Origin of the sequence: Aeromonas enteropelogenes, from assembly GCF_020097295.1 — a bacterium.
Taxonomy (GTDB): domain Bacteria; phylum Pseudomonadota; class Gammaproteobacteria; order Enterobacterales; family Aeromonadaceae; genus Aeromonas; species Aeromonas enteropelogenes.
The window spans coordinates 3325565-3348498 of the sequence record NZ_CP083625.1; the positions used below are offsets into that span (position 1 = coordinate 3325565).

The 22934-nt window shown below is 59.6% G+C and carries 28 protein-coding genes and 5 tRNA genes; 11 read left to right on the plus strand and 22 right to left on the minus strand.

The window, feature by feature from the left end; all coding sequences use genetic code 11:
• Positions 1-17: 17 nt before the first annotated feature.
• Positions 18-1598, minus strand: coding sequence for a sodium/proton antiporter NhaB (gene nhaB, locus LA321_RS15485; protein WP_042069226.1), 1581 nt, complete (start codon positions 1596-1598; stop codon positions 18-20).
• A gap of 332 nt (positions 1599-1930) precedes the next feature.
• Between nhaB and fadR the strand changes: the two genes are divergently transcribed.
• From fadR to LA321_RS15510, 5 genes are all read left to right on the plus strand, one after another.
• Positions 1931-2644: a fatty acid metabolism transcriptional regulator FadR gene (gene fadR, locus LA321_RS15490; RefSeq protein ID WP_042026044.1), complete on the plus strand. Its 714-nt coding sequence runs from the start codon at positions 1931-1933 to the stop codon at positions 2642-2644.
• Between the two features lie 275 nt (positions 2645-2919).
• Positions 2920-3060 (plus strand): TIGR02808 family protein, encoded by a 141-nt coding sequence (locus tag LA321_RS15495; protein WP_082037484.1) that lies wholly within the window; start codon positions 2920-2922, stop codon positions 3058-3060.
• A gap of 179 nt (positions 3061-3239) precedes the next feature.
• Positions 3240-3797, plus strand: a complete 558-nt coding sequence (locus LA321_RS15500; protein ID WP_042026046.1) for a YaeQ family protein — start codon at positions 3240-3242, stop codon at positions 3795-3797.
• Positions 3798-3809: 12 nt separating this feature from the next.
• Positions 3810-4694 carry an AEC family transporter gene (locus LA321_RS15505; protein ID WP_042069227.1) on the plus strand — a complete coding sequence of 295 codons (885 nt, stop codon included), beginning with the start codon at positions 3810-3812 and terminating at the stop codon, positions 4692-4694.
• Positions 4695-4874: 180 nt separating this feature from the next.
• Complete coding sequence (locus LA321_RS15510) at positions 4875-6710, plus strand: sigma 54-interacting transcriptional regulator (RefSeq protein ID WP_042069228.1); 1836 nt, start codon at positions 4875-4877, stop codon at positions 6708-6710.
• 130 nt (positions 6711-6840) lie between these two features.
• Here LA321_RS15510 and LA321_RS15515 read toward each other — a convergent pair.
• The 7 genes from LA321_RS15515 to LA321_RS15545 all read right to left on the minus strand — a co-directional run bounded on the left by LA321_RS15515 (position 6841) and on the right by LA321_RS15545 (position 9229).
• Positions 6841-6917: transfer RNA gene (locus tag LA321_RS15515), tRNA-Val, on the minus strand.
• A 32-nt stretch (positions 6918-6949) separates the two neighbouring features.
• Positions 6950-7026: transfer RNA gene (locus LA321_RS15520), tRNA-Val, on the minus strand.
• A 32-nt stretch (positions 7027-7058) separates the two neighbouring features.
• Positions 7059-7135, minus strand: a tRNA-Val gene (locus LA321_RS15525).
• Between the two features lie 17 nt (positions 7136-7152).
• Positions 7153-7229: transfer RNA gene (locus LA321_RS15530), tRNA-Val, on the minus strand.
• Between the two features lie 11 nt (positions 7230-7240).
• Positions 7241-7317: transfer RNA gene (locus LA321_RS15535), tRNA-Val, on the minus strand.
• Between the two features lie 171 nt (positions 7318-7488).
• Positions 7489-8868 (minus strand): MATE family efflux transporter, encoded by a 1380-nt coding sequence (locus tag LA321_RS15540; RefSeq protein ID WP_042069229.1) that lies wholly within the window; start codon positions 8866-8868, stop codon positions 7489-7491.
• 154 nt (positions 8869-9022) lie between these two features.
• Complete coding sequence (locus LA321_RS15545; RefSeq protein WP_026457486.1) at positions 9023-9229, minus strand: YaeP family protein; 207 nt, start codon at positions 9227-9229, stop codon at positions 9023-9025.
• A 132-nt stretch (positions 9230-9361) separates the two neighbouring features.
• Here LA321_RS15545 and LA321_RS15550 point away from each other — a divergent pair, with 132 nt between their 5' ends.
• Entirely contained in the window at positions 9362-9979 is a 618-nt protein-coding gene (locus tag LA321_RS15550) for a riboflavin synthase (protein ID WP_042069231.1), read from the plus strand.
• Positions 9980-10123: 144 nt separating this feature from the next.
• On the opposite strand, the gene LA321_RS15555 is transcribed toward LA321_RS15550, so the two are convergent.
• From LA321_RS15555 to LA321_RS15570, 4 genes are all read right to left on the minus strand, one after another.
• Positions 10124-10327: a CPXCG motif-containing cysteine-rich protein gene (locus LA321_RS15555; protein WP_026457488.1), complete on the minus strand. Its 204-nt coding sequence runs from the start codon at positions 10325-10327 to the stop codon at positions 10124-10126.
• Between the two features lie 240 nt (positions 10328-10567).
• On the minus strand, positions 10568-11227 hold the full coding sequence (gene hxpB, locus LA321_RS15560; RefSeq protein ID WP_042069232.1) for a hexitol phosphatase HxpB: 660 nt from the start codon (positions 11225-11227) through the stop codon (positions 10568-10570).
• Positions 11228-11356: 129 nt separating this feature from the next.
• A complete protein-coding gene (gene purT / locus LA321_RS15565; RefSeq protein ID WP_042069233.1) occupies positions 11357-12535 on the minus strand; it encodes a formate-dependent phosphoribosylglycinamide formyltransferase in 1179 nt (392 codons plus the stop codon).
• Positions 12536-12623: 88 nt separating this feature from the next.
• Positions 12624-13511: a DMT family transporter gene (locus LA321_RS15570; protein ID WP_042070002.1), complete on the minus strand. Its 888-nt coding sequence runs from the start codon at positions 13509-13511 to the stop codon at positions 12624-12626.
• A gap of 225 nt (positions 13512-13736) precedes the next feature.
• Here LA321_RS15570 and LA321_RS15575 point away from each other — a divergent pair, with 225 nt between their 5' ends.
• Complete coding sequence (locus tag LA321_RS15575) at positions 13737-14324, plus strand: FMN-dependent NADH-azoreductase (RefSeq protein ID WP_042069234.1); 588 nt, start codon at positions 13737-13739, stop codon at positions 14322-14324.
• 138 nt (positions 14325-14462) lie between these two features.
• Here LA321_RS15575 and LA321_RS15580 read toward each other — a convergent pair whose 3' ends face one another.
• From LA321_RS15580 to LA321_RS15595, 4 genes are all read right to left on the minus strand, one after another.
• The gene (locus LA321_RS15580) at positions 14463-14636 is read right to left on the minus strand and encodes a hypothetical protein (RefSeq protein ID WP_167335313.1); all 174 of its coding nucleotides are present in this window, start codon (positions 14634-14636) and stop codon (positions 14463-14465) included.
• Positions 14637-14805: 169 nt separating this feature from the next.
• Positions 14806-14994 carry a DUF4250 domain-containing protein gene (locus tag LA321_RS15585; protein WP_026458375.1) on the minus strand — a complete coding sequence of 63 codons (189 nt, stop codon included), beginning with the start codon at positions 14992-14994 and terminating at the stop codon, positions 14806-14808.
• A gap of 2 nt (positions 14995-14996) precedes the next feature.
• Complete coding sequence (locus LA321_RS15590) at positions 14997-15461, minus strand: MarR family winged helix-turn-helix transcriptional regulator (RefSeq protein WP_026458376.1); 465 nt, start codon at positions 15459-15461, stop codon at positions 14997-14999.
• A 170-nt stretch (positions 15462-15631) separates the two neighbouring features.
• Positions 15632-16846 (minus strand): UPF0149 family protein, encoded by a 1215-nt coding sequence (locus LA321_RS15595; protein ID WP_042069236.1) that lies wholly within the window; start codon positions 16844-16846, stop codon positions 15632-15634.
• Positions 16847-17077: 231 nt separating this feature from the next.
• Here LA321_RS15595 and LA321_RS15600 point away from each other — a divergent pair, with 231 nt between their 5' ends.
• The gene (locus LA321_RS15600; RefSeq protein ID WP_042069238.1) at positions 17078-17932 is read left to right on the plus strand and encodes a CvfB family protein; all 855 of its coding nucleotides are present in this window, start codon (positions 17078-17080) and stop codon (positions 17930-17932) included.
• Entirely contained in the window at positions 17933-18244 is a 312-nt protein-coding gene (locus LA321_RS15605) for a DUF1289 domain-containing protein (protein WP_042069241.1), read from the plus strand.
• Between the two features lie 48 nt (positions 18245-18292).
• On the opposite strand, the gene LA321_RS15610 is transcribed toward LA321_RS15605, so the two are convergent.
• Positions 18293-18616, minus strand: a complete 324-nt coding sequence (locus LA321_RS15610; protein WP_026457797.1) for an HI1450 family dsDNA-mimic protein — start codon at positions 18614-18616, stop codon at positions 18293-18295.
• Positions 18617-18762: 146 nt separating this feature from the next.
• Here LA321_RS15610 and LA321_RS20235 point away from each other — a divergent pair, with 146 nt between their 5' ends.
• A complete protein-coding gene (locus LA321_RS20235) occupies positions 18763-18891 on the plus strand; it encodes a hypothetical protein (protein ID WP_267884078.1) in 129 nt (42 codons plus the stop codon).
• 3 nt (positions 18892-18894) lie between these two features.
• Here the strand turns inward: LA321_RS20235 and mtgA are convergent, their stop codons facing one another.
• The 5 genes from mtgA to minC form a co-directional block, all read right to left on the minus strand.
• Positions 18895-19671: a monofunctional biosynthetic peptidoglycan transglycosylase gene (gene mtgA, locus LA321_RS15615; protein ID WP_042069242.1), complete on the minus strand. Its 777-nt coding sequence runs from the start codon at positions 19669-19671 to the stop codon at positions 18895-18897.
• A complete protein-coding gene (locus LA321_RS15620; protein WP_042026064.1) occupies positions 19656-19982 on the minus strand; it encodes an HI1450 family dsDNA-mimic protein in 327 nt (108 codons plus the stop codon). Before LA321_RS15620 ends, mtgA begins: the two co-directional genes overlap by 16 nt.
• Positions 19983-20175: 193 nt before the next feature.
• The gene (gene minE / locus LA321_RS15625; protein WP_042012553.1) at positions 20176-20442 is read right to left on the minus strand and encodes a cell division topological specificity factor MinE; all 267 of its coding nucleotides are present in this window, start codon (positions 20440-20442) and stop codon (positions 20176-20178) included.
• Between the two features lie 2 nt (positions 20443-20444).
• Positions 20445-21257, minus strand: a complete 813-nt coding sequence (gene minD / locus LA321_RS15630; RefSeq protein ID WP_042026066.1) for a septum site-determining protein MinD — start codon at positions 21255-21257, stop codon at positions 20445-20447.
• Positions 21258-21275: 18 nt separating this feature from the next.
• Positions 21276-21983: a septum site-determining protein MinC gene (minC, locus tag LA321_RS15635; protein ID WP_042069244.1), complete on the minus strand. Its 708-nt coding sequence runs from the start codon at positions 21981-21983 to the stop codon at positions 21276-21278.
• A 107-nt stretch (positions 21984-22090) separates the two neighbouring features.
• Between minC and LA321_RS15640 the strand changes: the two genes are divergently transcribed.
• Positions 22091-22369 (plus strand): YcgL domain-containing protein, encoded by a 279-nt coding sequence (locus LA321_RS15640; RefSeq protein ID WP_042026070.1) that lies wholly within the window; start codon positions 22091-22093, stop codon positions 22367-22369.
• Positions 22370-22934 lie beyond the last annotated feature (565 nt).

The following is a 22934-nucleotide window of genomic DNA, read 5'->3' on the forward strand; positions in this document are numbered from 1 at the left end:
ATTGGAGTACGACAGGATCAGTGTAGCGCCGGGGCGACTACGGCAGCCCCCTGCGGAACAATCAGCCAGCCCTGCTGGTAAAACCACTCGGTCAGGGGCGTCAACACGGTTTCCACTGCGGCGAAACCGACCAGACCCAGCACCAGGGTGTAGGGCAATGCCATCCACACCATGCGGCCATAGGAGAGGCGAAGCAGGGGTGCCAGCGCCGAAGTCAGCATGAACAGGAAAGCAGCCTGACCGTTCGGGGTGGCCACAGATGGCAGGTTGGTGCCCGTGTTGATGGCCACCGCCAGCAGATCGAACTGTTCGCGGCTGATGGCTCCATTGAGCAGGGCCGTTTTCACTTCGTTGATGTAGACGGTGCCGACGAAGACGTTGTCACTGACCATGGAGAGCAGGCCGTTGGCCATATAGAAGAGCGCCAGCTGGTGATCCGGATCTGCCGAGAGCACCCACTGGATCACCGGCTTGAACAGCTCCTGATCGATGATCACGGCCACTATGCTGAAGAAGACGGCGAGCAGGGCGGTGAAGGGGAGCGCCTCTTCAAACGCCTTGCCGAGGGCATGCTCTTCGGTGATGCCGGTCAGGGAAGTGGCCAGCACGATGACGGTGAGACCGATAAGGCCCACGGCCGCCAGGTGGAGCGCCAGACCGACGATCAGCCAGACAGCGATCACCGTCTGGGCGATGAGCTTGGCTCTGTCCTGTTGGCTGCGTTTTGCCTCTTCATAACGGTTGTACTCCTCCATGATCTTGCGCACGTTGACGGGCAGGCGGGTGCCGTAGCCAAACAGGCGGAAGTGCTCGACCAGCACGCAGGTGAGCAGACCACAGATGAAGACCGGCAGCGAGACCGGCGCCATACGGATGGCAAATTCGCCGAAGTGCCAGCCGGCCTGCTCGCCGATGATGAGGTTCTGCGGCTCACCCACCAGGGTGCAGACGCCCCCCAGTGCCGTACCGACGGCGGCATGCATCATCAGGCTGCGCAGGAAGGCGCGAAAATCGTCGAGATCCTGGCGGTTGAGTTCAGCCACTTCCTGATCATCGGTATGGTCGTGGTGATGACCAAACTCCTTGCCGGAGGAGACCTTGTGGTAGATGGCGTAGAAACCGGTGGCCACGCTGATCACCACGGCAATGACCGTCAGGGCGTCGAGGAAAGCGGAGAGGAAGGCAGATACCAGGCAGAAGGAGAGGGAGAGCAGTATCTTGGAGCGCACTCCGATCAGCAGCTTGGTAAACACGTAGAGCAGCAACTGTTTCATGAAGTAGATGCCCGCTACCATGAATACCAGCAGCAGCAGTACCTCTATGTTGGCGACCAGCTCATGCTTGACCTGGTCGGCTGATGTCATGCCGATCAGCACGGCCTCGATGGCCAGCAGACCGCCCGGTTGCAGGGGATAACACTTGAGGGCCATGGCCAGGGTGAAGATGAACTCGACAACCAGCAACCAGCCTGCCATGAAGGGGTCGAAATGGAAGGCGATGGGGTTGATGATCAGAAACAGCAGGATGGCTTGTTTATACCACTGTGGCGCATTGCCCAAGAAGTTCTTGGCAAATGCCTGCCCTAGGCTTATTGGCATGATGATGGGTCTCAGGGTTGTTGTTAGGATCTGCGTCTATGCAGTCAAGGGTACTTGACCTGTACGTCCGGATGTTGGCCCGTATCTATATAATTACACGTGATTTTAATCAAAAAGCGGAACGATTATATACAAAGGTTGGGCCAAGATCTTGGAAGTGATGGTTTTATCACCACATAACCAGCGCTGACTGGCACCGCTATCGATTTTTAACACAAATTAATAACATTTTCTTTGCCATATGTGAGCAGAGGACTGACCTTCTGCTTGCCAGCCTTCCTTGCTTTGATATGATTCGTGGGCCTTTTTACGTATTACAACAGAGTCATTTCATGGTCATAAAAGCGCAGAGCCCTGCAGGGTTTGCCGAGGAATACATCATCGAGTCCATCTGGAACAATCGCTTTCCTCCCGGATCCATTCTGCCTGCAGAGCGTGAATTGTCCGAGCTGATCGGGGTGACACGCACAACCCTGCGGGAAGTGTTGCAGCGTCTGGCCCGTGACGGCTGGTTGACCATACAGCATGGCAAACCGACCAAGGTAAACAACTTCTGGGAAACCTCCGGTCTCAATATTCTGGAGACCCTGGCCCGTCTGGATCAGGACAAGGTGCCGGATCTGGTCGCCCAGTTGCTGTCGGCACGCACCAACATCTGCACCATCTTCATTCGTGGTGCCATCCGTAACAACCCGGAGCAAGCCGCCGAGATCCTGCGCGGCGCCGCCGAAGTGGAGAACACGGCCGAGGCCTATGCCGAGTTCGACTATCGTCTCCATCACCAGCTGTCGTTTGCCTCCGGCAATCCCATCTATGCCCTGATCCTCAACGGATTCAAGGGGCTGTACAGCCGGGTAGGGCGTTACTACTTCTCCGACAAGCAGGCGCGCGAAACTGCGGACACCTATTACAAGACCTTGTTGAACCTGGCCGAGACCCACGATCACGAAGCAGTCTTCATGACGGTGCGCCAGTATGGCATCGAATCCGGCAAGCTCTGGACGCGCCTGCGTCAGGACATGCCGATCGACCTGTGTGACAACTGAGTCACTTCGTCATCCTCTCAAGAACGCGCCTTTGGCGCGTTTTTTTATGCCCGTTTCCGGTTTCCGTCTTCTTGTCAGGGTTGTCAATGGCAACTAATCCCTTGAGTTGAAAGGAAATACACCATAAAAATTGATCTGGCGCAAATATACCCCGCATTTATTACTTTGGTGGCATAGGACTCAGCAACGGGTTAGGGTCAAATAGACTTATCAAGAGCGGAGATACTATCCGCCGAAAAAGGAACACGCATTTCACAGGACGAAAGGACCACATTATGAGTCTGCTTGAACACACTATCTGGACCGTATTGGGATATGGGGTCATGCCCTTTATCTTCCTGAGTGGGTTTGTAGCCGTGGCAGTCACCTGCTGTGTGCTGCTCAACGCCTTCGGGGTCGAGTCCGCCGAGAAGTGAGTCGCTTCTGCAATGCCGCCAAATGCCAGTCTTCGGACTGGCATTTGTTTTTTCAGCTTCTTTCGAAGCCAGTGTGGCCAAATCTTTGATTTCTGTGGTCGAACCCTGTCGCCAATTTGATTACACTGGCGCCCGTATCTCCATTCACGTGTCTCTTACCCAGGTTTTCAAGGTTTTTTATGGCTCTCAAGGCAACCGTATTCAAGGCCCAGATCAGCTTGTCTGACATGGATCGCAATCTGTATCAGGACTTCTCCCTCACCCTGGCGCGCCACCCTTCCGAAACGGACGAGCGGATGATGATCCGGCTGGCGGCGTTTGCCTGGCATGCCGCAGAGCGACTGGAATTTACCAAGGGGCTGAGCGCCGACGATGAACCCGAACTCTGGGAAAAGAACTACTCGGACGAGATTGAGCTCTGGATTGAACTGGGACAGCCCGACGAGAAGCGCCTCAAGAAGGCCTGCAACCGGTCGCGCCAGGTCGTGCTCTATCTCTACGGCGGGCGTGGCACCAGCGTCTGGTGGAAGCAAAACCAGGGCAAGCTGAGCCTGCATGACAACCTGAGCATCATCGAACTTGCGGAGAGCCAGACCCTGGCGCTCACTGCCATGGTGGAGCGTACCATGCAGCTCACCTGTACCATCTCCGACGGCCAGCTCTGGATCAGCAATGGTGCCCTGGAAGTGACCCTGGATCCGCTGCTGCTGATGGGCAAGCCGGCCCGCGAACTGTAACGGAATCCGCCCGTGTTCAGCGCCCTGCTCAATATCGTCATTCCCGTGTTCGGTGTGATCGGGCTCGGCGCCCTCTATGGCAGGCTGCGACCGGGCGGGGCGCTTGGCTATGTCAACCTGGCCAACATAGAGTTGTTTACTCCGGCGCTGGTCTTCTCGGCACTGGTCAAGTACCCGCTGGCGCTGGGGGACAATTTGCCGCTGATTGGGGCTGGGGCCCTGGTGATCCTGCTGCCCGGGCTGTTGCTCGCTCTACTCAGGCTCGACGGCGTCGAGCGGGCGGCCCTCATTTTGCCCGCCATGTTTCGCAACACCGGGAATTTGGGTATCCCCCTGATGGTGCTGGCCTTTGGCGAACAGCAGTTGGGGGCCATCGTCATCCTCTTTGTGCTCTCCAACCTGCTTCACTTCTCGGTCGGCATGTTTATCCTGTCGGCCAATACCTCCCGCTGGCTCTGGCTGCGCAGCCCCGTGCTCTGGGCGGCCCTGGCTGGCTTGCTGGTGGCCAACCTGCAGATCCCGCTGCCTGAATATCTGGTGACGACGGTGTCGATGCTCGGCCAGATCTCGGTGCCGCTGATGTTGTTTGCCCTCGGGATCCGCCTGATGGAGGGGGAGCTGGGTCACCTGGGGCTGGCCCTGCGCTGCAACCTGCTCTATCTGCTGGCCGGTGGCCTGTCGCTCTTGCTCGCCATCTGGCTGTTGCCCCTCAAAGCTGAATGGATCCCGCTGCTGATGCTGTCGGTCTCCCTGCCTCCAGCGGTGCTTAATTACATGCTGTGCGAGCAGTACCGCTGCCAGCCGGAGAAAGTGGCCAGTATCGTGCTGGGGGGCAATCTGCTCTCCTTGCTGGTGATCCCGCTCTCGGTCTGGCTGGCGCTGCACTTGCCGTCATAAGCAGAATACAATTCTGATAATTCACCATTTTGTCGATTTTATGGCTGTTTTTTAGGCGCAAGTTCGGCCCCTCCATTTTACTTTTCGTGATCCCCTCCCAAGTTGTGTCCGTTGAAATCCCTTAGTATCTGGCCAGCATGACTCCCTTTAGGGGGAGATAATTAAAAAAGGGAGCAATGGATGCGCGTCGTGAATACCCCCTGTCTGCTGATGCAGATCCAGCCAACCATCTTGCGCTTTGCCAAGATGCTGGCCAGCGTGCTGCAACTGGAAGTCGAGATTGTCGACGACAATCTGGTACGGGTGGCCGGAACCGGCCCCTATGGCAAATTCTTCGGTCGCCAGCTGGAGGGCGACTCCAGGCTGCTGCGCTACGTGATTGAGAACCAGCGGGAAAAGATCGTCACCCATACCAGTGACGACCCCGTGTGTGATGGCTGCAGTTGCAAGGAGAGTTGCCGGGAGCGGGCTTTCCTCGGCATCCCCATCATGGTGGAGGAGCGCTGCATCGGGGTGATAAGCCTGGTGGCCTTCAATCCCGAACAGCAGGAGCGACTCAGCAACAATCTGCAGGATGTGTGCGACTACGTGCGCCACATCTCCGCCATCTTCGTGGCCAAGCTGTTCGACTCCCATGGCCTGTCGGACGGGGTCAATAAGGTGTTTCTCGATCTGATGGCCAACATGGATCAAGGCTGCCTGCTGCTCGATGACAAGAGTCAGGTGCGCTATGCCAACGAGGTGGCGCTCAAGCAGCTTGGCTGCAAGCAGGAACAGTTGCTGGGGCGCGAGCTCGGCATCCGGCCGCTCACCTTCGCCCAGCACGGGCGAAACGGCCATCTGCAGCACATTATCACCCTGGAGGATCGCCAGGAGCTGATCATCGGTCAGTTGCACCATGTGCAGGGACAGCAGCTGTTCCTGATGGCGTTTCATCAGTCCCACTCCGGCCAGGTACGGGAGCCGGATGCCGATCACTGCATCGAGCAGCTGATCGGCGAGAGCAAGCCGATGCGCACCCTCAAGCGGCTGCTGCACCGGATCGCCCAGAGTCCCTCCAGTGTGTTGATCTGCGGGGAAAGCGGGACCGGCAAGGAGGTGGTGGCGCGTGCCGTGCATCGGCTCAGCCCACGCAATGGCAAGCCCTTTATCGCCATCAACTGTGCCGCCATCCCCGAACAGCTGCTGGAAAGTGAATTGTTTGGCTATGTGAAGGGGTCCTTTACCGGTGCCGCCAGCGGGGGCAAGCAGGGGCTGATCCAGGCCGCACATCAGGGCACCCTGTTTCTCGACGAGATAGGGGACATGCCCCTCACCATGCAGGCCAAGTTGCTGCGGGTGCTGGAGCTGCGGGAGGTGACCCCCATCGGGGCCAGTCGCCCGGTGCCGGTGGATATCCGCATCATCGCCGCCACTCACCAGCATCTCGATCAATACATCGCCGAAGGCAAATTTCGCGAGGATCTCTACTACCGGATCAACGTGATCCCGCTCAATCTGCCGCCACTGCGGGAGCGGGAAGGAGATGTAGAGCTGCTGACCCACTATTTCCTCAACCTGCACACCAGCCGGATAGGTATCGTCTACCCGGGGCTGACCCCCGAGGTGATGGCCCTGCTCAAGGGCTATCGCTGGCCGGGCAACGTGCGTGAATTGAGCAACCTGATGGAGTATCTGGTCAACGTCACCCAGCCGGGGGAGGTGATCGATGCTACCCTGTTGCCCCCCAACATCATCCGTAACCAGCTGGGGTCGCTCCCGGCCGAAGAGGGGCATATCTCCGTCACCGTGGTGAGCCCGTCGTCCGCCAGTCTGCTGATGTCGGCGAGCGTGGATGCGGCATCAGTGGCTGCCCCGCAGCCTGCGGAGAATGGCCTTGAGAACATGGAGAAGCAGATGATCGAGGAGACCCTGCTGCGTCTTGGCAACAAGAAGCTGGCCGCCCAGGCCTTGGGGATAGGGATTGCCACCCTGTATCGCAAGATAAAGAAGTACGAGATCACCGTGCAGGCCTGATGGTCAGGCACGGTGCAACGGGCCCGCGTCATGATATGGATGGCGCGGGCTTTTTCTTGGGTACACGAATGACGCAATGGAAGGGCAGGGAATGCAAAAAGCCCGCTCGATGAGCGGGCTTTTCAGAAAATGGTGCGTCCTAGTGGATTCGAACCACCGACCCCCACCATGTCAAGGTGGTGCTCTAACCAGCTGAGCTAAGGACGCAGAGTGCGCAAGGCGACTTTTTTGCAGGAGAGTGGTGGGTTTAATTGGATTCGAACCAACGACCCCTACCATGTCAAGGTAGTGCTCTAACCAACTGAGCTATAAACCCACATCTGAGTCTGCAAACCTCTCAAACTGTTATGGTGCGTCCTAGTGGATTCGAACCACCGACCCCCACCATGTCAAGGTGATGCTCTAACCAGCTGAGCTAAGGACGCATAACAGTGTTTCATGATGGTGCGTCCTAGTGGATTCGAACCACCGACCCCCACCATGTCAAGGTGGTGCTCTAACCAGCTGAGCTAAGGACGCATCATGAAAAGTGGTGGGTTTAATTGGATTCGAACCAACGACCCCTACCATGTCAAGGTAGTGCTCTAACCAACTGAGCTATAAACCCACTTTGCGAACCGGGTCAGGAACCCGTTTCACCACGCCAGCACTGCTGGCGTGGTCGGCATACTACCCATGCCCCCCAAGGCTGTCAACAGGCCGCACTCACAAAGGAGACTGTTTGCCCAGTTCTTGCGCAGCCTGTTGATTTTGCAGGCGAGTTTCGCCTTATCCTCCCTTATTGCGCTCGGGACAGGCTGGTGCAGGCCTCCGGGGTGGCAAAGCGCCCGTAGATGTAACGCAGCCTTGTTCCCAGCATCAGGGCTGCGCTGGTGAGGCCGACAATAAAGCCAATCCAGAAACCCTGCGGCCCCATCTTGGGCACTACCCAGTCAGTCAGCCCCAGGATCATGCCGGTGGGCAGCCCAAGTCCCCAGTAGGCGACGATGGTGACGTAGAAGATGGCCTTGGTGTCCTTGTAACCGCGCAGCGCGGCGGCGGCCACTACCTGCACCGAATCGGAGACCTGATAGATGGCAGCGAAGAACAGCAGGGTGGCCGCCAGGGTGATCACCTGCAGATCCTCGGTGTAGATGCCGGCAATGGGTTCGCGCAGCAGCACAGTGAGGGCGGCGGTGGCGGCGGCAACGCTCATGCCCAGCAGCAGACCGGTGCGGGCGGCGACCCGGGCGTGTTCCGGCAGGCCTTCTCCTATGCTGTGACCGACCCGGATGGTGACACCCACGCCAATCGACAACGGCAGCATGAAGACCAGGCTGGAGAAATTCAGGGCGATCTGGTGACTTGCCACTATCTCGGCCCCGAAGGGTGCCAGCATCAGGGCCACCACGGTGAACAGGGTCACTTCGCAGAAGATGGCCATGGCGATGGGGAACCCGAGCCGGAACAGGCGCCAGATCCGGCTGCCATTGGGGGCGCACAACTGGGAGAAGAGGCGGATTTCGGCGAAGTGACGGGAGAGCTTCACATAGAGGATCATCGCCAGCAGCATGGCCCACAGCACGATGGCGGTGGCGACGCCGCAGCCGACCCCGCCGAGGGCCGGCATGCCCAGATGGCCGTAAATGAAGACGTAGTTGGCGGGAATATTGACTGCCAGCCCGACGAAGCCGATCACCATGGTCGGCATGGTGTGGGAGAGCCCCTCGCTGAAGTTGCGCAGCACCTGGAACATCACGAAGGCGGGCAGACCCCAGAGGATGGCGTGCAGGTAACCTGTGGTCTTGGCCGCCATCACGGGATCCACGTCCATGAACTGCAGCGCCAGCGGGCTGAAGTAGAGTGCCACCATGGCGACGGGGGTCACTATCAGGGCCAGCCAGAAGCCTTGATGCACCGCCGGGCGCACCTCGTCCCGTTTGCGGGCCCCGTTGAGCTGGGAGACGATGGGGGTGAGCGCCATGATGATCCCCTGTACCAGCAGGATGATCGGCAGCCAGAAGCTGGAGGCAACCGAGACGGCCGCGAGATCCACGGCGCTGACCTGTCCCGCCATGACGGTATCGACAAAGTTCATGGCGATCTGGGCCACCTGGGCGACCAGAATGGGGCTGGCTAGACGAACGAGTTGCTTCGCCTCGGACCAATAACGTTGCACTGACACCTCCGGGTGGATCAGAAATAAAAGGGAAAGAACGGGTATCGGAAAGGGCCCCTGCATACCTGGACGCGGCATGCAGAGGGAAAGAGGGTCATTCTAGCCTGAAATCGGGCGTCGGAGAAACGTTTGGCGCTCCGGCTTGACGGGCAGATCAGGCGTCTTCGTGATCGCTGATCAACAGGTTGGCGGCGGCGTAGGCAGCTTGCTCGCGCAGCTCGGCGGGCACCCGCTCATCGGAGGCGACGGCGTCGAGGGCCCGGATGGCGGCGGCGATGGCCTTGGGCACATAACCCTGTTCGCCGGAACCTATCTGGTTGTAGGCGATGCGGATAGCCTCACAGCATTGATATACCTGCATAAATTTTCCTTGTTGAGCCTAGGATGAATGGTCGCCACTATAGCGAGCCCGGGCCGCCTTGTCAGCCGGTGCGCTTGTCTGGCGACCAGCACGAGGTTACCCTGCCATTTTTGTTGTAGCAGGAGACGAGACATGTTCACCGGCATAGTGCAGGGGACCGCCGAACTGGTGGCCATCGACGCCCAGTCCAACTTTCGCACCCATGTGATCCGCATGCCGGACCCGGCCTGGGGGGAAGGGCTGGCGCTGGGGGCATCCGTGGCCCACAACGGTTGCTGCCTCACCGTGACCCGGGTGGAGGGGGAACTGGTCAGCTTCGATCTGATGCAGGAGACCCTGCGCCTGACCAACCTTGGCGCCTTGCAGGTAGGGGACAAGGTCAACGTGGAGCGGGCTGCCCGCTTCGGCGACGAGATCGGCGGTCACGCCATGTCCGGTCACATCATGGGCATGGCGGAGGTCACCTCGGTGATCGACACCCCCAACAACCGCCAGGTGTGGTATCGCCTTGATCCCGCGCTCATGAAATACGTGTTGACCAAGGGCTATATCGGCATCGACGGCATCAGCCTGACCGTGGGCGAGGTGAGGGGCAACGAGTTCTGTGTGCACCTCATCCCCGAGACCCTGGCTCGCACCAACCTCGGCTGGGTCAAGGCGGGTTGGCGCACCAATATCGAGATCGATCCCCAGACCCAGGCCATCGTCGATACGGTGGAGCGGGTGCTGGCGGCCCGCGAAGGCCAGTGAAGAGCGTGTTGCCACTGCAATGAAGAAGGGCCTGCATGATGCAGGCCCTTCTTGTTGGTATTCATTTCTGACAAATCTTGGCGGACAGGGCCTGCGCTGCGCCGTCGGTTGATACAACGGCAGCATCCTTGACGTCACAGCCAATCAGAACAGCTGTTCGTCGTCGGCATCCACAAACAGTTGCAGGCAGTTGCGCGCCTCATCCCGGTGCAGCCGCAGATGGATGGGGTTGCAGCAGGCCATGCAATCTTCATAGAACTCCTGATCCCCCTGGCTGGCATCCAGCTCGACCCGGGTGTGATGACCACAGTGGGGGCAGACGATGCGCTTGCTGGTGTACTCGATCATGATGACCTCCTCGGGCCCGTGGGCCGCCTCTTCTTGAGTTGATTTTAGCCCTCCGGAAAGGCGTTGACCGCGAGCAAGCGCACGTTTATGGCAGGGATCAAACACAAGTGAGGGGTCTGCTCAGCAGAGGCGAAAGAGAGGGGAAGTCAGGTCAGTTAAGGCCCCTTCTTTGGAAGCGAAGGGGCGGGAAAAAGCGCTTGCGAGCGTATGCCACTTAATTGGCCAGCGCCCCTTTGTGACTTATTTGACCCAGCGGGCCAGCATGTCGGCATCCAGCTCGGTGAGAGAGCACAACTGATGGTCGGCGATGGCCAGACGCGGATCGCCCACTAAAGCCGGATCCGGCACGATCAGCGCCTTCATGGAGGCCGCCTTGGCCGCCAGCAGACCGGTGAAGCTGTCTTCGATGGCGAGACAGTGCACCGGCTCCACTCCCAGTTTCTCGGCGGCGTGGATATAGACATCCGGGTGCGGCTTGCCAAAACGCTCCACCTCGGCGGAGTGAACCGCCAGGAAGTGATCGCGGATACCGAGCTTGCCGAGCACCGCCTCCACCATGGCAAAGGGCGAGGAGGTGGCAAGACCCACTTTAAGTCCTTGCGCCTCGATAAGATCGAGCGCTGCCAGCACGCCGGCCTTGGCCTGGCCTTCGCTCAGGATCAGGGCGTTGACCCTGTCCAGGATGCGCTGCACCACCTCTTCCTGGCTGGGGCCGCTCCAGGGGCGCAGCCGATACCAGTGGGCTACCAGCTGATCGATGCGCACGCCTATGGTCGATTCGCAATCCTCGACCGAGTGGGGATGGCCCAGCTCGGAGAAGACGGCCATCTGGGCCCGTTGCCAAAAGGGTTCCGAGTCGATCAGAACACCATCCATATCGAAGATCACGGCAGCTAACATCTTGTACTCCAGACAAAGGTTAAGGGGGGGATTATAAGGCGGACTCGCAAATGAAAAAGGGGCATCGTCATGCCCCTTGCGCTGGATCATGCTGGCAAACGTTTGATTTCGTGTGCCAAAAAAGTGGGCTTAGAACAGCACCTTGACCCCGGCCGCGACCGCTTTGGCTTTTTCTACCGCCTCGCTGCACTGTTTGGCACGCGCCAGTGCCACCCCGAGACGGCGGCGACCGGCGATCTCCGGTTTGCCGAAGAGGCGCAGCTGGGCACCCGGCACCATAGCCAGCGCCTCGCCAATCCCCTGATAACGGATATTCTGGCTGTGGCCTTCGCGCAGCACCACAGCGGAGGCGCTCGGTCCGTACTGGGTGATGGTACCGATGGGCAGTCCCAGGATGGCGCGCACGTGCAGGGCGAACTCGGAGAGATCCTGGGAGATCAGGGTCACCATGCCGGTGTCGTGGGGGCGGGGGGAGACTTCGCTGAACCACACCTCGTCGCCCCTGATGAAGAGCTCGACCCCGAACAGGCCATAACCGCCGAGGGCCTCGACCACCTTGGCCGCTACCTCTTTGGATCTGGCCAGCGCCAGTTCGCTCATCTGCTGGGGCTGCCAGGATTCACGGTAGTCGCCATCCTCCTGACGGTGGCCGATGGGATCGCAGAAGTGAATACCGTCCACGGCGCGTACTGTGAGCAGGGTGATCTCGTACTCAAAGGGCACGAAACCTTCGACGATCACCTTGCCTCGCCCGGCGCGGCCCCCCTCCTGGGCATAGGTCCAGCTCTCCTCCAGCCTGGCGAGATCGCGCAGCACGCTCTGGCCCTTGCCAGACGAGCTCATCACGGGCTTGACTACGCAGGGCAGACCGATGGCGTGTACGGCGGCGTCAAACTCTTCCCGGCTCTGGGCAAAACGGTAGGGGGAGGTGGGCAGACCCAACTCTTCGGCGGCGAGCCGGCGGATCCCCTCCCGGTTCATGGTGAGCTGGGTGGCGCGGGCATTCGGTACCACCTTGACCCCTTCCTGCTCCAGCAAAGCCAGGGTATCGGTGGCGATGGCCTCGATCTCGGGGATGATGAGGTCGGGTTTTACCTCGGCGACCAGGTCGCGCAGGGCGGCGCCATCCAGCATGTCCAGCACGCGGGCATGGTGGGCTACCTGCATGGCGGGGGCATTGGCATAACGGTCGGCGGCGATCACTTCGATCCCGAACCGCTGCAACTCGATGGCGACTTCCTTGCCCAGTTCGCCGGAGCCCAGCAGCAGGGCACGGGTGGCGCCAGGGCGGGTTGCGGTTCCAAACATACGATTTCTCCTGATGTCGATGGTCACATTGTTGCGGTCACTATTGGCGGCCAATAGCGGACAAAAAAAGAGGCACGCATGGCGTACCTCAGGAAACGGATTTGCTGGCGCGCTGCTCCAGATGAGTCAGCAGCGTCACGGCGCCAATGATGATGGCGGCGCCGAGCCACAGTCGGCCCGGAGGGGCCCAGCCAAATACCAGCCAGCCTGCCAGCACGTTCATGGGCAGCTTGGCAAAGTCGAAGGGCTGCACGAAGGAGGCCTCCGCCACGCTGTAGGCGCGGGCGATGGACATCTGGGCCAGCGCCGACAGCACTCCGGCCAGGGCGACCAGTTGCCATTGATCGGCCGTGGGCCATTGCCATTCCGGCAGAGCCAGCATGGCATTGAAGGGGGTGCTGAAGATAAGCAGGTAGACCACTATGGTGTGGGACGACTCGCTCGCCGCCTGATAGCGCACCAGCAGGGAGTAACCGGCCCAGAACAGGGCGGCGGCCACCGGCAGCAGGGAGGCCCAGCTGAAATCGTCGGTCCAGGGGGCCAGGATCACCATGGCCCCGGCAAACCCCGCCAGGGTCGCCAGAATGCGGGCCCGGCTCACCTGCTCCTTGAGCAGCAGGGCCGACCCCAGGGTGGCAAACAGGGGAGAGGTCATCAGCAGCGCTATGCCCTGCCAGATGGGGACGGGCACGGCCAGCGCCCACAACCAGAACTGGATGCCGATCACCGCCAGGGCGACACGCAACAGGTGCAGCCGGAACTGGTTGGTCATCAGGGACTGGCGCAAGCCGTGGCGAACCAGCCAGGGCAGCAGGCAGATCAGGGCGATCAGATACTGGTGAAAGGCGACCTGGGTGGAGGCAAGGCCGAGTTTGAAGCTGACATACTGGCTCAGGCTGTTGACGGCGGCGAAACAGAGGCCAGCCACCATCATCCAGACTGCACCGGCAATGGGAGAGTGCCGTGAGGGTGCCATGGGATCCGGGTCACTGAAAAAAGTGCGGCGGATCATAACGGCAATCGTTTGTTATGCCAAGGCGTGCGGCCCGGGAAGTGCGCTCTTTGGCGAGGAAGTGGGCCAATATCAAAAATTTTGAACAAGTTGAGCATCTATTTTCGCTATCTGTATAGAAGCCCAATGTTTAGAGTGACCTCCATCGACAGCCACACTGTTCAACTGACAAGCAAACGGAGCGTCATCATGGCCAACATCCTCGTACTCAAATCCAGCATCCTGGGTCAATACTCCCAATCCAACGCCCTGATCGACGGCTTCCTGGCCGAGCATCAGGATGATACCGTCACAGTGCGTGATCTGGCGGCCCTGAACCTGCCGGTGCTGGATGGCGAGCTGGCCTCCGGCCTGCGTGGTGGCGAGAACCTGAACGAGCGCCAACTGGCTGTGCTGGCCCAGTCCGACGAGCTGATCGCCGAATTGAAAGCAAGCGATCTGGTGGTAATTGCCGCCCCCATGTACAACTTCAACATCCCGACCCAGCTGAAGAACTGGATTGACCTGGTGGCTCGTGCCGGTGTGACCTTCCGCTACACCGAGACCGGTCCGGTCGGCCTGGTGGAGAACACCCGGGCCCTGGTGATCAGCCCTCGTGGCGGCATGCACGTCGGCAGCGCCACCGATCTGGTGACCCCCTACATGCGCACCGTGCTGGGTTTCATCGGCATCAAGGAGGTGGACTTCATCTACGCCGAGGGGATGGGGATGGGGCCGGAAGCCCAGAGCAAGGGGATGGAAGCGGCCAAGGCGCAGCTGGAGAGCCTCGCCGTCTAAGCCGACCTGCCCGTCGCGATTTTCGGATAATGACAAACGCAGCCATCTGGCTGCGTTTGTTTTTTAAAGGAGGCGGGTGACACAAGGGTTGGGAGAGAAGAAAAGCCCTTTAACGCCATAGGCAAGAGAGTCGGGCCGTCAATCCATGATAAAGCGGCGACAGCCGCGGATCAGCACCAGGAATACGGCCACCAGCAGGGCGCAGAGCAGGGTGGTGAGCCACTGTTCACCATCTTGCGGCAAGTAGGGAATAAACAGGCTGATCATCAACAAGGCGGCGAGGCTGATCAGCAGGTTCTGTCGGGTCATCATCTTGGGTCATCCTTGGTTTGCTTGCCTGAAACGAATCTAATGCCCTCTTGTGACAGCCTGATGTATCCATCCATCAAACCGTCGGGGCTTCCCTCTGTTGGGGCTCCTCCGACCATATCAGGTTTTGGCCATGGAACCAGCGCCGCGGCCGGCTCTGTGATCCTGATCCCTATCTGAATTGCTTCTGATCAGGCTGGTAGTGGAAATCGCCGCTGGCGAGCCTGGCCTCGAGGGCCGCTTTATCGAGATCCTGCGCCTTGCAGAGATCATCCAGATCGTCATAGCGATCGCGCAGCTGCATATTGATCAGGCTCAGCAGCATGTTGACGTCCATGGTGGCGAATTTTTTCAAATCCATGGTTATTGCTCCTTGTCCAGGGATTGTAGCTGCTCGATGGCGGCACTGACGGTGTGCAGATGCTGGCGGATCGCTTCGCGAGATTCGCTGGGCAGGTAATCGGTCAGGGTGTGCTGCCAGCTTCCCGCCTCGCTCTTGAGCTGCTGGAAGAGGGAGAGGCCCGCATTGGTGAGGGAGACCAGGCTGATGCGTTTGTCCTGCTCGCTGCTCTCGGTAAAGATGATCCCCTTCTCGGCCAGACGGCGGATCTCGCGAGAGATGCGCACCTTGTCCATGCCACTCGCCTCTACCAGCTCTTTCTGGCTGATGGGGTAGTGGGGGCCGAGCACCATCATCAGGCGCCACTGGGGCACGGTCAGTTGATAGCGCTGTTCGTAAAACTGCTCGAAGGTATCCCGTAGCATCTCGGCGGCGTGAACCAACTGATAGGGCGGGTAGTGGGCGAGTAAAGCGATGATTTTTGACATATTACACCCTGCTGTGACAGCTGCATCTGGTGCAGTTTCTTTTGATACTTTGACAATGATGATACGAGACTAACGCAGATTTGTCTGACCCGGCAGCGATGAAATGTGCGGTGGCGCACGACATCCTGCGAAAGCCGGGTCAGTCAGGCGGGTTTTTAATCCGGGTTTGTTCAGCCTTTGCGCAACCAGAGCAGGGCCTGGTGCTTGAGCCAGGCATCGCGGCTATAGAGGGCGTAGAGCGCCGCTTCGTCACGGCTGCCCGCCTGCCAGCTGCCGGGCTCCTGCTTTGGCAGCTTGCGCTGACCGAGCAGGCAGGCCGGGATGTGCGGGTTGGCATTGATGGCCGCCAGCAAATGCTCCCTGGCCGCCTCGGCGCCTTTTGTGGCAAACACCATCAGCGCCTTGTTGTAGAGCAGCCAGCTGGAGGCTTCGTCAAAGCGTACCAGCAATCCGGCCAGCGCCTGCCAGTCCCCTTGCCGGGCATAGAGGGTGGAGAGGTGATAGCGACAACCCGGCTCGTCGGCCTGGCAGAGGGTGAGCAGATCCAGGTATTCAGCCCTGGCCTCAGCCAACTGGCTCAACTGCAGCAGGCAGTCGGCGCGGCCGGCTCTGGCCGCCAGCAGCGGTCTGGCTTCGTGGGAACTCCAGCCATGGCCGGCGATCTGTTGCCAGAAGGCATCGTCAAACAACGGGCTGGCATCGGCGATGATCTTGTCGAACCAGCCCAGACGCACCTTGTGATCCCGGCTGGCATCGGCCAGGGCGAACCACTTTTGCCACTGCTCGGCCTGCTCGCTGTCCAGTGCCACCTCGGCGCTGGGGGCAGCCTGGTATTGATCCAGATTGAGCAACTGGTTGAGGGCGGTCTTCATGTGCTGGCGCTGGCGTTTGCAGAATTCGGCAAACGGCAGATCGCTGGCGGCAGCGCTATAGAGCATCTGCGCCATGGGCTTGTCACGAAACAGACAGAGCTCGGCCGCGAGGCTGAATCTGTGCTGGGTGGTGAGATCGTTCAAATCCTTTGGCTTGGGCCAGGTGGCAAACCCCTGACTAAACCCGTAGCACCATTGCCCGAGGGGATGCTGTTTGTCGAATACCTGCTCGGGATCGTCACTGGGCAGGCGACACTGGCTGGGCAGGGCCAGTTGCTCTTCATCGGCCAGGCTCTCCAGCTCCGCGATCAGATGGTGCAGCGCTTCGGCGCTCTTCTCATCCAGCTCGGCATCCTGCTCCAGCAAACCGGCCAGCGGCTGCTGCCAGTCGGGCTGCTCCGGCCCCACCAGGCGGGCGCACAAAAAGCCGTGCAGGGCAGGGTAGGTCATGTCCTGCGAGCTGTGTTGCTGGATCCATTGATTAAGATGGCGGGTACGAGTGGATGGGTTCATCGACGACTCCTCTGGATTTGAACAGCCGCGAAGTCTACCTAAATGTGGGGTTATTTGCAGTAAAAGCCCGCCTGCATGGCGATTTTATCGCCTGTCTGGAGGCGAAATGCACCAAAGACGAGGCCTTGCGTTGCGATGGGGACTAGGCCGGATCGCCGGTTTTGGGGTAACATGCGCGGCCATCAGGGCCCTGATCCAGCTGGCCCATCCGGTAAAGAAAAAGAGAGCACCATGATACAGATTGGCAAGATGAACACCCTCAACGTCGTTGAACTCGAAGACCGTGGCGCCTGGCTCGCGGCCGGGGAGTACGGTGAACTGCTGCTGCCCAAGCGCCAGCTGCCGGAAGGGGTCAAAGAGGGGGACGATGTGCAGGTCTTCCTCTATCTGGATGCTGACTGCGAGCCGGTGATCACCACTGACAAGCCGTTTGCCATGGTGGACGAATTTGCCGGCCTCAAAGTGGTCAACGCCAACAAGATCGGCGCCTTCCTCGACTGGGGCATGAAAAAGGATTTGTTCGTGCCAAGCCGCGAGCAGAACAAGCCGATGCAGGTGGGGCATACTTATCTGGTGCGCCTGATGCTCGATCACGAAGGGCGCATGGTGGGCACCAGCCGCCTGGAGCGTTTCCTCAGCACCGCCAAACCGCCCTTCAAGGCGGGTGACGAGGTGACCGCCCTGCCAGGTGAACACTCTCCCTTGGGCATCAAGGTGATCGTCAACGGCCAGTATCCGGGCATGCTGTTTCGCAACGAGATCTTCGGCCGGGTGATGACGGGGCGTCCCCAGACTGCCTGGGTCAAGCAGGTGCGCGAGGATGGCAAGCTGGATCTGACTCTGCAAAAGCCGGGGATGGCCAAGGTGGATGACGCCGGCGAACGCATCCTGGCGCGAATGAAAAAGCAGGGCGGCAGCCTGGCGGTGGGCGACAAGAGCGAGCCCGAGCTCATCTACAAGCTGTTTGCCATGAGCAAGGGCACCTTCAAGAAGGCCATCGGCGGCCTCTACAAGCAGGGCAAGATCGTCATCGAAGACAACTGCATCACCCTGACTGACGCTGCCCAGGACGGGGAGCAGGAGTAAGTGCCGAGCCCCTGCATCGGTACGTGCCGGGCGAAAGATGGCCTCTGTCTCGGCTGTGGTCGCACCCTCTCCGAGATAGGTCACTGGTCGGCGATGGAGAGCGAGGCCCAGCTGGCGGTGATGGCCGAGCTGGATGGCTCGAAAAGCACCCATCTCTGCCCGGGCTGCGGAGAGCCGGCCTACTGCGCTGTTTCCGCTGGCGCCACCATAGATGAGTGTTGGTGCAGCCAGCTGCCGGCCCTGCCCATGAGCGAGGCCGGCGCCTGCTGGTGTCGCCGCTGTCTGGCCAAGGCCATCGCGGCCCAACCCTGAATGTGAGGGTTGACAGTAAAAACGAGAAAGGCGCCGAGGGCGCCTTTTTTATGCCTGTTGCTGGCGATGCCAGCGTATATGAACTTCATTTTCCTGCATCAGCCGGGGCAACAGGAAGGTGGCGAAGATCACCTCGAATTCATCCTGATGATCCAGCAAGCCGACCCACACCTCTACCCAGCGTTCCATGTCGACCGGTTCGCCCAATTCTGTGGACCAGTCTGCATTAGGCAGCGTCGCCTCGACGGCGCCACGCTTTTCAAACTCCAGGGTGATATCGACAATTTGCTCAGGGGCCAGCATGTCTGCAGCCTGTTCGAGAAACTGATCATAGGCCCATTCGACCAGCTGATCCGGGGTACGCTGTTCCATGAAATCACTCCAGATTCGTCGGGGTTCGCTACTGTAGCAAGGATTGGCACCGGCGGCCAGACCAGTGCGCCGGCAGACGGGCGGGTCTGTCCAATTGGCCCCGGTAAGGGTATGGTTAACACGCAGCCATGCAGGGGAGTCAGAGGATGAAACCGCGAGGACGACGACGGCAGATCAAGCGACGGCGGGAGACCTGGTGGTGGCACTATCTGCCGCTTCACCGCGAGACGGTGGGTGGTCATCTCGGTCCCCCGGCGCCTCCCGACGCCGGTTAATCATCAATCGGCCTGCTGGACCCGGGTCAGGGTGAGCTGGCCGAGCTGACTCATCTGGCGGCGGATCCAGGCCGAGCGCTGCTGCACATAGGGTGAAGGGGGATTGACCTTGTAGCGCCAGGGGTTGGGCAGCGCCGCCGCCAGCAGGGAGGCCTCATAGCGAGTCAGCCTTGCAGCCGGTTTGCCGAAGTAGTGTCTGGCCGCCGCTTCGGCGCCATAGATCCCCGGTCCGAACTCCACAATATTGAGATAGACCTCGAGGATGCGGGACTTGTCCCAGCCCAGCTCCATCAACAGGGTAAACCAGGCCTCCAATCCCTTGCGCAGGAAGCTGCGATCGCTCCACATGAAGAGATTCTTGGCCGTCTGCTGGCTCAGGGTGCTGGCACCGCGCACCCGGCTGCTCTGCTGATTGTGCTTGAGGGCGGAGCTGATGGCATCGAGATCGAAACCGTGGTGCTCGGCAAAATGCTGATCCTCGGCGGCGATCACCGCCAGCTGCAACTCGCGGGAGATCTGCCCAAGCGGCACCCAGTCATGTTTGACCTCAGCCACCTTGGCTGGGGGAAACAGCGCACGCTCAATGCGCCAGCTCCACATGGGCGGATCGATAAAACGCAGCAGCGCCACCGAGCCGACCGACAACAGCAGGGCGGCCAGCAGCAGCTTGCCCACCCACTTCAGCAGGCGTTGCACCAGTGTCGGCCGCACGGGATCAGGCTCTGGTTCCCAGTCGTAGTGATCCGGATCATCGGGATCCGGAATTATTGGGGGAGCCATTCGATGTGGCAGAACTTCTCGTCGACACGGCGGGAGAGCAGCATACGGGCGAACAGGTGTTCGTACTCTTCTTGCTCGTTGCCAAGGCCGACCCAGATCTCGGCATAGTCGGCATCGCTTACCTCAAATCCCACGTCCGCTTCCCAGTCGTCGGCCGGATCGGTTTCCGCCAGCAGGCCCCGGTTGTTGAACTCCTGGTTGAAGAGGGTGATCTCCTGCTCCGGCAGGTTGTCGGACGCCAGCTCCATGAAGAGTTCGAGGGCGGTGTCGAGCAGTTCCTCGACGCTGTGCATTTCGGCATTCAAAGACATAAACGATCGATTCCAGAAAAGGGGGACAAGTGACCGGACGGGGCAAACCCGATGGTCGCGGCTATTCTAGCGATCGTGCGAGCGGTTGGCGAGACGGGGCGGGTCATGAGGGGGTATTTGTGATGATAAAAGACCGGATCCCGCCAAGGATCCGGTCTTTATTGGGGAAAAAGGTCACGCATAGGGCGTCAGCTCATCCCTTCTTGTCATCGGCGAAGGTGATGTTGAGCTCGAGGACCGACAGCTCATCACTCTTCTGATCCAGCTGGACGGTGATCTTGTCCGGATCGATGTTGACGTATTTACGGATCACATCGAGGATATCCTGCTTGAGCTGGGGCAGGTAATCCGGCCCCCCTCTGGATGAACGCTCGTGTGCAACGATGATCTGCAACCGCTCTTTGGCCAGTTGTGCGGTGTTCTGTTTCTTGTTGGAACGAAAATAATCCAATAATGACATGCTTAACTCCCGAACAGTCGGCTAAAGAAGCCCTTCTTCTCTGCTTCCAAAAAACGAAATTCCTTGGTGTCGCCCAGCAGGCGAGACACCGCATCTTCATAGGCCTGACCGGCATCGGACTCTTTGTCCAGAATCACCGGTTCGCCGGAGTTGGAGGCACGCAGCACCGCCTGGGACTCCGGGATCACCCCGAGCAGGGGGATGGCCAGGATCTCCTGCACATCCTGCACGCTCAGCATGTCGCCACGGTTGACGCGGGTCGGGCAGTAGCGGGTCAGCAGCAGGTGCTCCTTGATGGGGTCTTCTCCGCGCTCGGCACGGCGGGACTTGGAGGCCAGGATGCCGAGGATCCGGTCCGAGTCACGCACGGAGGAGACTTCCGGGTTGGTGGTAACGATGGCCTCGTCGGCAAAGTAGAGGGCCATCAGGGCGCCCGCTTCGATCCCGGCAGGGGAGTCGCAGACGATGTAGTCGAACTTCATCTCGGCCAGCTGATCCAGGATCTTCTCGACCCCTTCACGGGTCAGTGCGTCCTTGTCCCGGGTCTGGGAGGCGGGCAGGATGAACAGGTTCTCGCAACGCTTGTCTTTGATGAGGGCCTGGTTGAGGTTGGCCTCGCCATTGATGACGTTGACGAAGTCATACACCACGCGGCGCTCGCAGCCCATGATGAGATCCAGGTTTCTCAGACCGATGTCAAAATCGATGACCACTGTCTTGTGACCACGCTGGGCTAAACCTGTGCTCAGGGCCGCACTGGTTGTGGTCTTGCCAACGCCACCTTTACCCGATGTAACGACAATAATTCGCGCCATTCTCGCTTCCTTGTAACTCTATTTGATACGGTCTATTCGGAGTTGTTCATTGTCCAGCCGGATATGTACCGCTTGCTGGATCAGGCCTGCCGGCAGGGCATCGCTCAACTGGAAAGTACCCGCGATGGAGAGCAGCTCGGCCTGCAATTGCTGACAATAGATCCGGGCCCGGGTGTTGCCACGGGCGCCGGCAATGGCCCTGCCACGCAGGGTGCCATAAATATGAATGCTGTCATCGGCGAGCACTTCGGCCCCCGGACTGACTGAGCCCAGCACCACCAGGGAGGTGCCTGCGGCATAAATCTGCTGACCGGAGCGCACCGGCCCCACGTGTACCCTGGTCGGGATCAGGGGGGCTGGCTCGGGTTCGGGGGCCGCCACGGGGGCGACCGGCTCGGGGGCCGGTTCACTCTTGCGGCTCTTGCCGGAGGCCATCACCGCCAGCCCTGCGGCCTTGGCCGCCGTCTTCATCTCTTCATTGCGCGCCCCGGTCACGCCCACCAGCACGAACTCCTCGGATTCCACCAACTCCTTGAGCTGCTCAAAATCCGGGATATGTTCCAGCCGGGAGACATTGATCACCAGGGGAGCACAGTTAAAAAAGTAGGGGGCCTGGGCCACCTTTTCGGCCAACAACTGACGGATCCGCTCTGGCTCGCCATCGCTGATATGCAACACAGAAATAGTGAAGGTGGACCCTTTCAATTCGTTATCGCGCTCAACCATGAATCTTCCCCGAGGCAGAGATGCTAATCCGTTATTGTTATTCAATTCCTGATGTTATAGTTTGCCCCCATCAGAGGCAATAAACTCGTCGGATTATATCAATTTCCATGTTGTGTGCAGTCTATAAAAGTCGCAAAAAAGCCGAGACCTATCTTTTTGTTGAAAGAAGAGAGGATTTTTCCCGCGTACCCGAGGCGCTGATGACCACCTTCGGCCGTCCCGAGCTGGTGCTGATGACCAAGCTGGACCCCGCCAAGCCTCTGGGGCTGGCCAATGTCAGCAAGGTGATGGCGGCGCTGACGACCCAGGGCTTCTATCTGCAGGTGCCACCTCCTCCGGAAAATTTGCTGGAACAGCACAAGGCGCAGCTGAAAAAGTCTGGTTAAATATCCAGTACCCAATCGCCGAGAATGGATGGCGAACCGGCTATTTGTATTTTTAGCGCCCCATTTCGGGGCGCGTCATCTCATGGCAAGGATGCAGATAATTCCGGCAATAATAGGTACGCCGAATTAATCAGTGCGTTGAAATATTGCCCAATACATCCAAATTAAAAGTCAATCCGGCCCGGACACAATATCATCAACTTTTGCGACCGCTCACAAAATAGCGTGAGTGGCCACCTCTGATACTTATTTCAGCGCGGGCTTTTTGCCCCTTGTCCATATTTGCAACTCCCTGTTGTGGTTGCACTTCTCCTGCCTGGACGAGTGCTCTCGTACGCAGACCCGCGCAGGCAATGAGACGGCCTGCCTCATGCCGTGATACTGCGGGTGGCTGGTGAGGGCCGATAACGGGCGTCCGGAGCTGTGCCAGGAGAAAAGGAAGGGCGGTGTGAAAGAGAGTATTAAAGCGAGTCTAAAAAAAGGTTAGCTGCACGAGCATAGCGGTACTGGCCGGCGCTATTGGCTTGCGTGATCCAAAAAGCTTGGCGCTGGCGTGGCGAAAAAC

Coding starts and splice junctions, on each gene's coding strand:
- LA321_RS20235 (WP_267884078.1), top strand. CDS start 18,763: ATGAAACCGCGAGGACGACGACGGCAGATCAAGCGACGGCGGGAGACC.
- hxpB (WP_042069232.1), bottom strand. CDS start 11,227: ATGTTAGCTGCCGTGATCTTCGATATGGATGGTGTTCTGATCGACTCG.
- purT (WP_042069233.1), bottom strand. CDS start 12,535: ATGTTTGGAACCGCAACCCGCCCTGGCGCCACCCGTGCCCTGCTGCTG.
- LA321_RS15600 (WP_042069238.1), top strand. CDS start 17,078: ATGATACAGATTGGCAAGATGAACACCCTCAACGTCGTTGAACTCGAA.
- minD (WP_042026066.1), bottom strand. CDS start 21,257: ATGGCGCGAATTATTGTCGTTACATCGGGTAAAGGTGGCGTTGGCAAG.
- LA321_RS15640 (WP_042026070.1), top strand. CDS start 22,091: ATGTTGTGTGCAGTCTATAAAAGTCGCAAAAAAGCCGAGACCTATCTT.
- minE (WP_042012553.1), bottom strand. CDS start 20,442: ATGTCATTATTGGATTATTTTCGTTCCAACAAGAAACAGAACACCGCA.
- LA321_RS15620 (WP_042026064.1), bottom strand. CDS start 19,982: ATGTCTTTGAATGCCGAAATGCACAGCGTCGAGGAACTGCTCGACACC.
- LA321_RS15570 (WP_042070002.1), bottom strand. CDS start 13,511: ATGGCACCCTCACGGCACTCTCCCATTGCCGGTGCAGTCTGGATGATG.
- minC (WP_042069244.1), bottom strand. CDS start 21,983: ATGGTTGAGCGCGATAACGAATTGAAAGGGTCCACCTTCACTATTTCT.
- LA321_RS15555 (WP_026457488.1), bottom strand. CDS start 10,327: ATGATCGAGTACACCAGCAAGCGCATCGTCTGCCCCCACTGTGGTCAT.
- nhaB (WP_042069226.1), bottom strand. CDS start 1,598: ATGCCAATAAGCCTAGGGCAGGCATTTGCCAAGAACTTCTTGGGCAAT.
- LA321_RS15580 (WP_167335313.1), bottom strand. CDS start 14,636: ATGATGACCCGACAGAACCTGCTGATCAGCCTCGCCGCCTTGTTGATG.
- LA321_RS15500 (WP_042026046.1), top strand. CDS start 3,240: ATGGCTCTCAAGGCAACCGTATTCAAGGCCCAGATCAGCTTGTCTGAC.
- fadR (WP_042026044.1), top strand. CDS start 1,931: ATGGTCATAAAAGCGCAGAGCCCTGCAGGGTTTGCCGAGGAATACATC.
- mtgA (WP_042069242.1), bottom strand. CDS start 19,671: ATGGCTCCCCCAATAATTCCGGATCCCGATGATCCGGATCACTACGAC.
- LA321_RS15575 (WP_042069234.1), top strand. CDS start 13,737: ATGGCCAACATCCTCGTACTCAAATCCAGCATCCTGGGTCAATACTCC.
- LA321_RS15550 (WP_042069231.1), top strand. CDS start 9,362: ATGTTCACCGGCATAGTGCAGGGGACCGCCGAACTGGTGGCCATCGAC.
- LA321_RS15595 (WP_042069236.1), bottom strand. CDS start 16,846: ATGAACCCATCCACTCGTACCCGCCATCTTAATCAATGGATCCAGCAA.
- LA321_RS15510 (WP_042069228.1), top strand. CDS start 4,875: ATGCGCGTCGTGAATACCCCCTGTCTGCTGATGCAGATCCAGCCAACC.
- LA321_RS15545 (WP_026457486.1), bottom strand. CDS start 9,229: ATGCAGGTATATCAATGCTGTGAGGCTATCCGCATCGCCTACAACCAG.
- LA321_RS15585 (WP_026458375.1), bottom strand. CDS start 14,994: ATGGATTTGAAAAAATTCGCCACCATGGACGTCAACATGCTGCTGAGC.
- LA321_RS15610 (WP_026457797.1), bottom strand. CDS start 18,616: ATGGAACAGCGTACCCCGGATCAGCTGGTCGAATGGGCCTATGATCAG.
- LA321_RS15495 (WP_082037484.1), top strand. CDS start 2,920: ATGAGTCTGCTTGAACACACTATCTGGACCGTATTGGGATATGGGGTC.
- LA321_RS15590 (WP_026458376.1), bottom strand. CDS start 15,461: ATGTCAAAAATCATCGCTTTACTCGCCCACTACCCGCCCTATCAGTTG.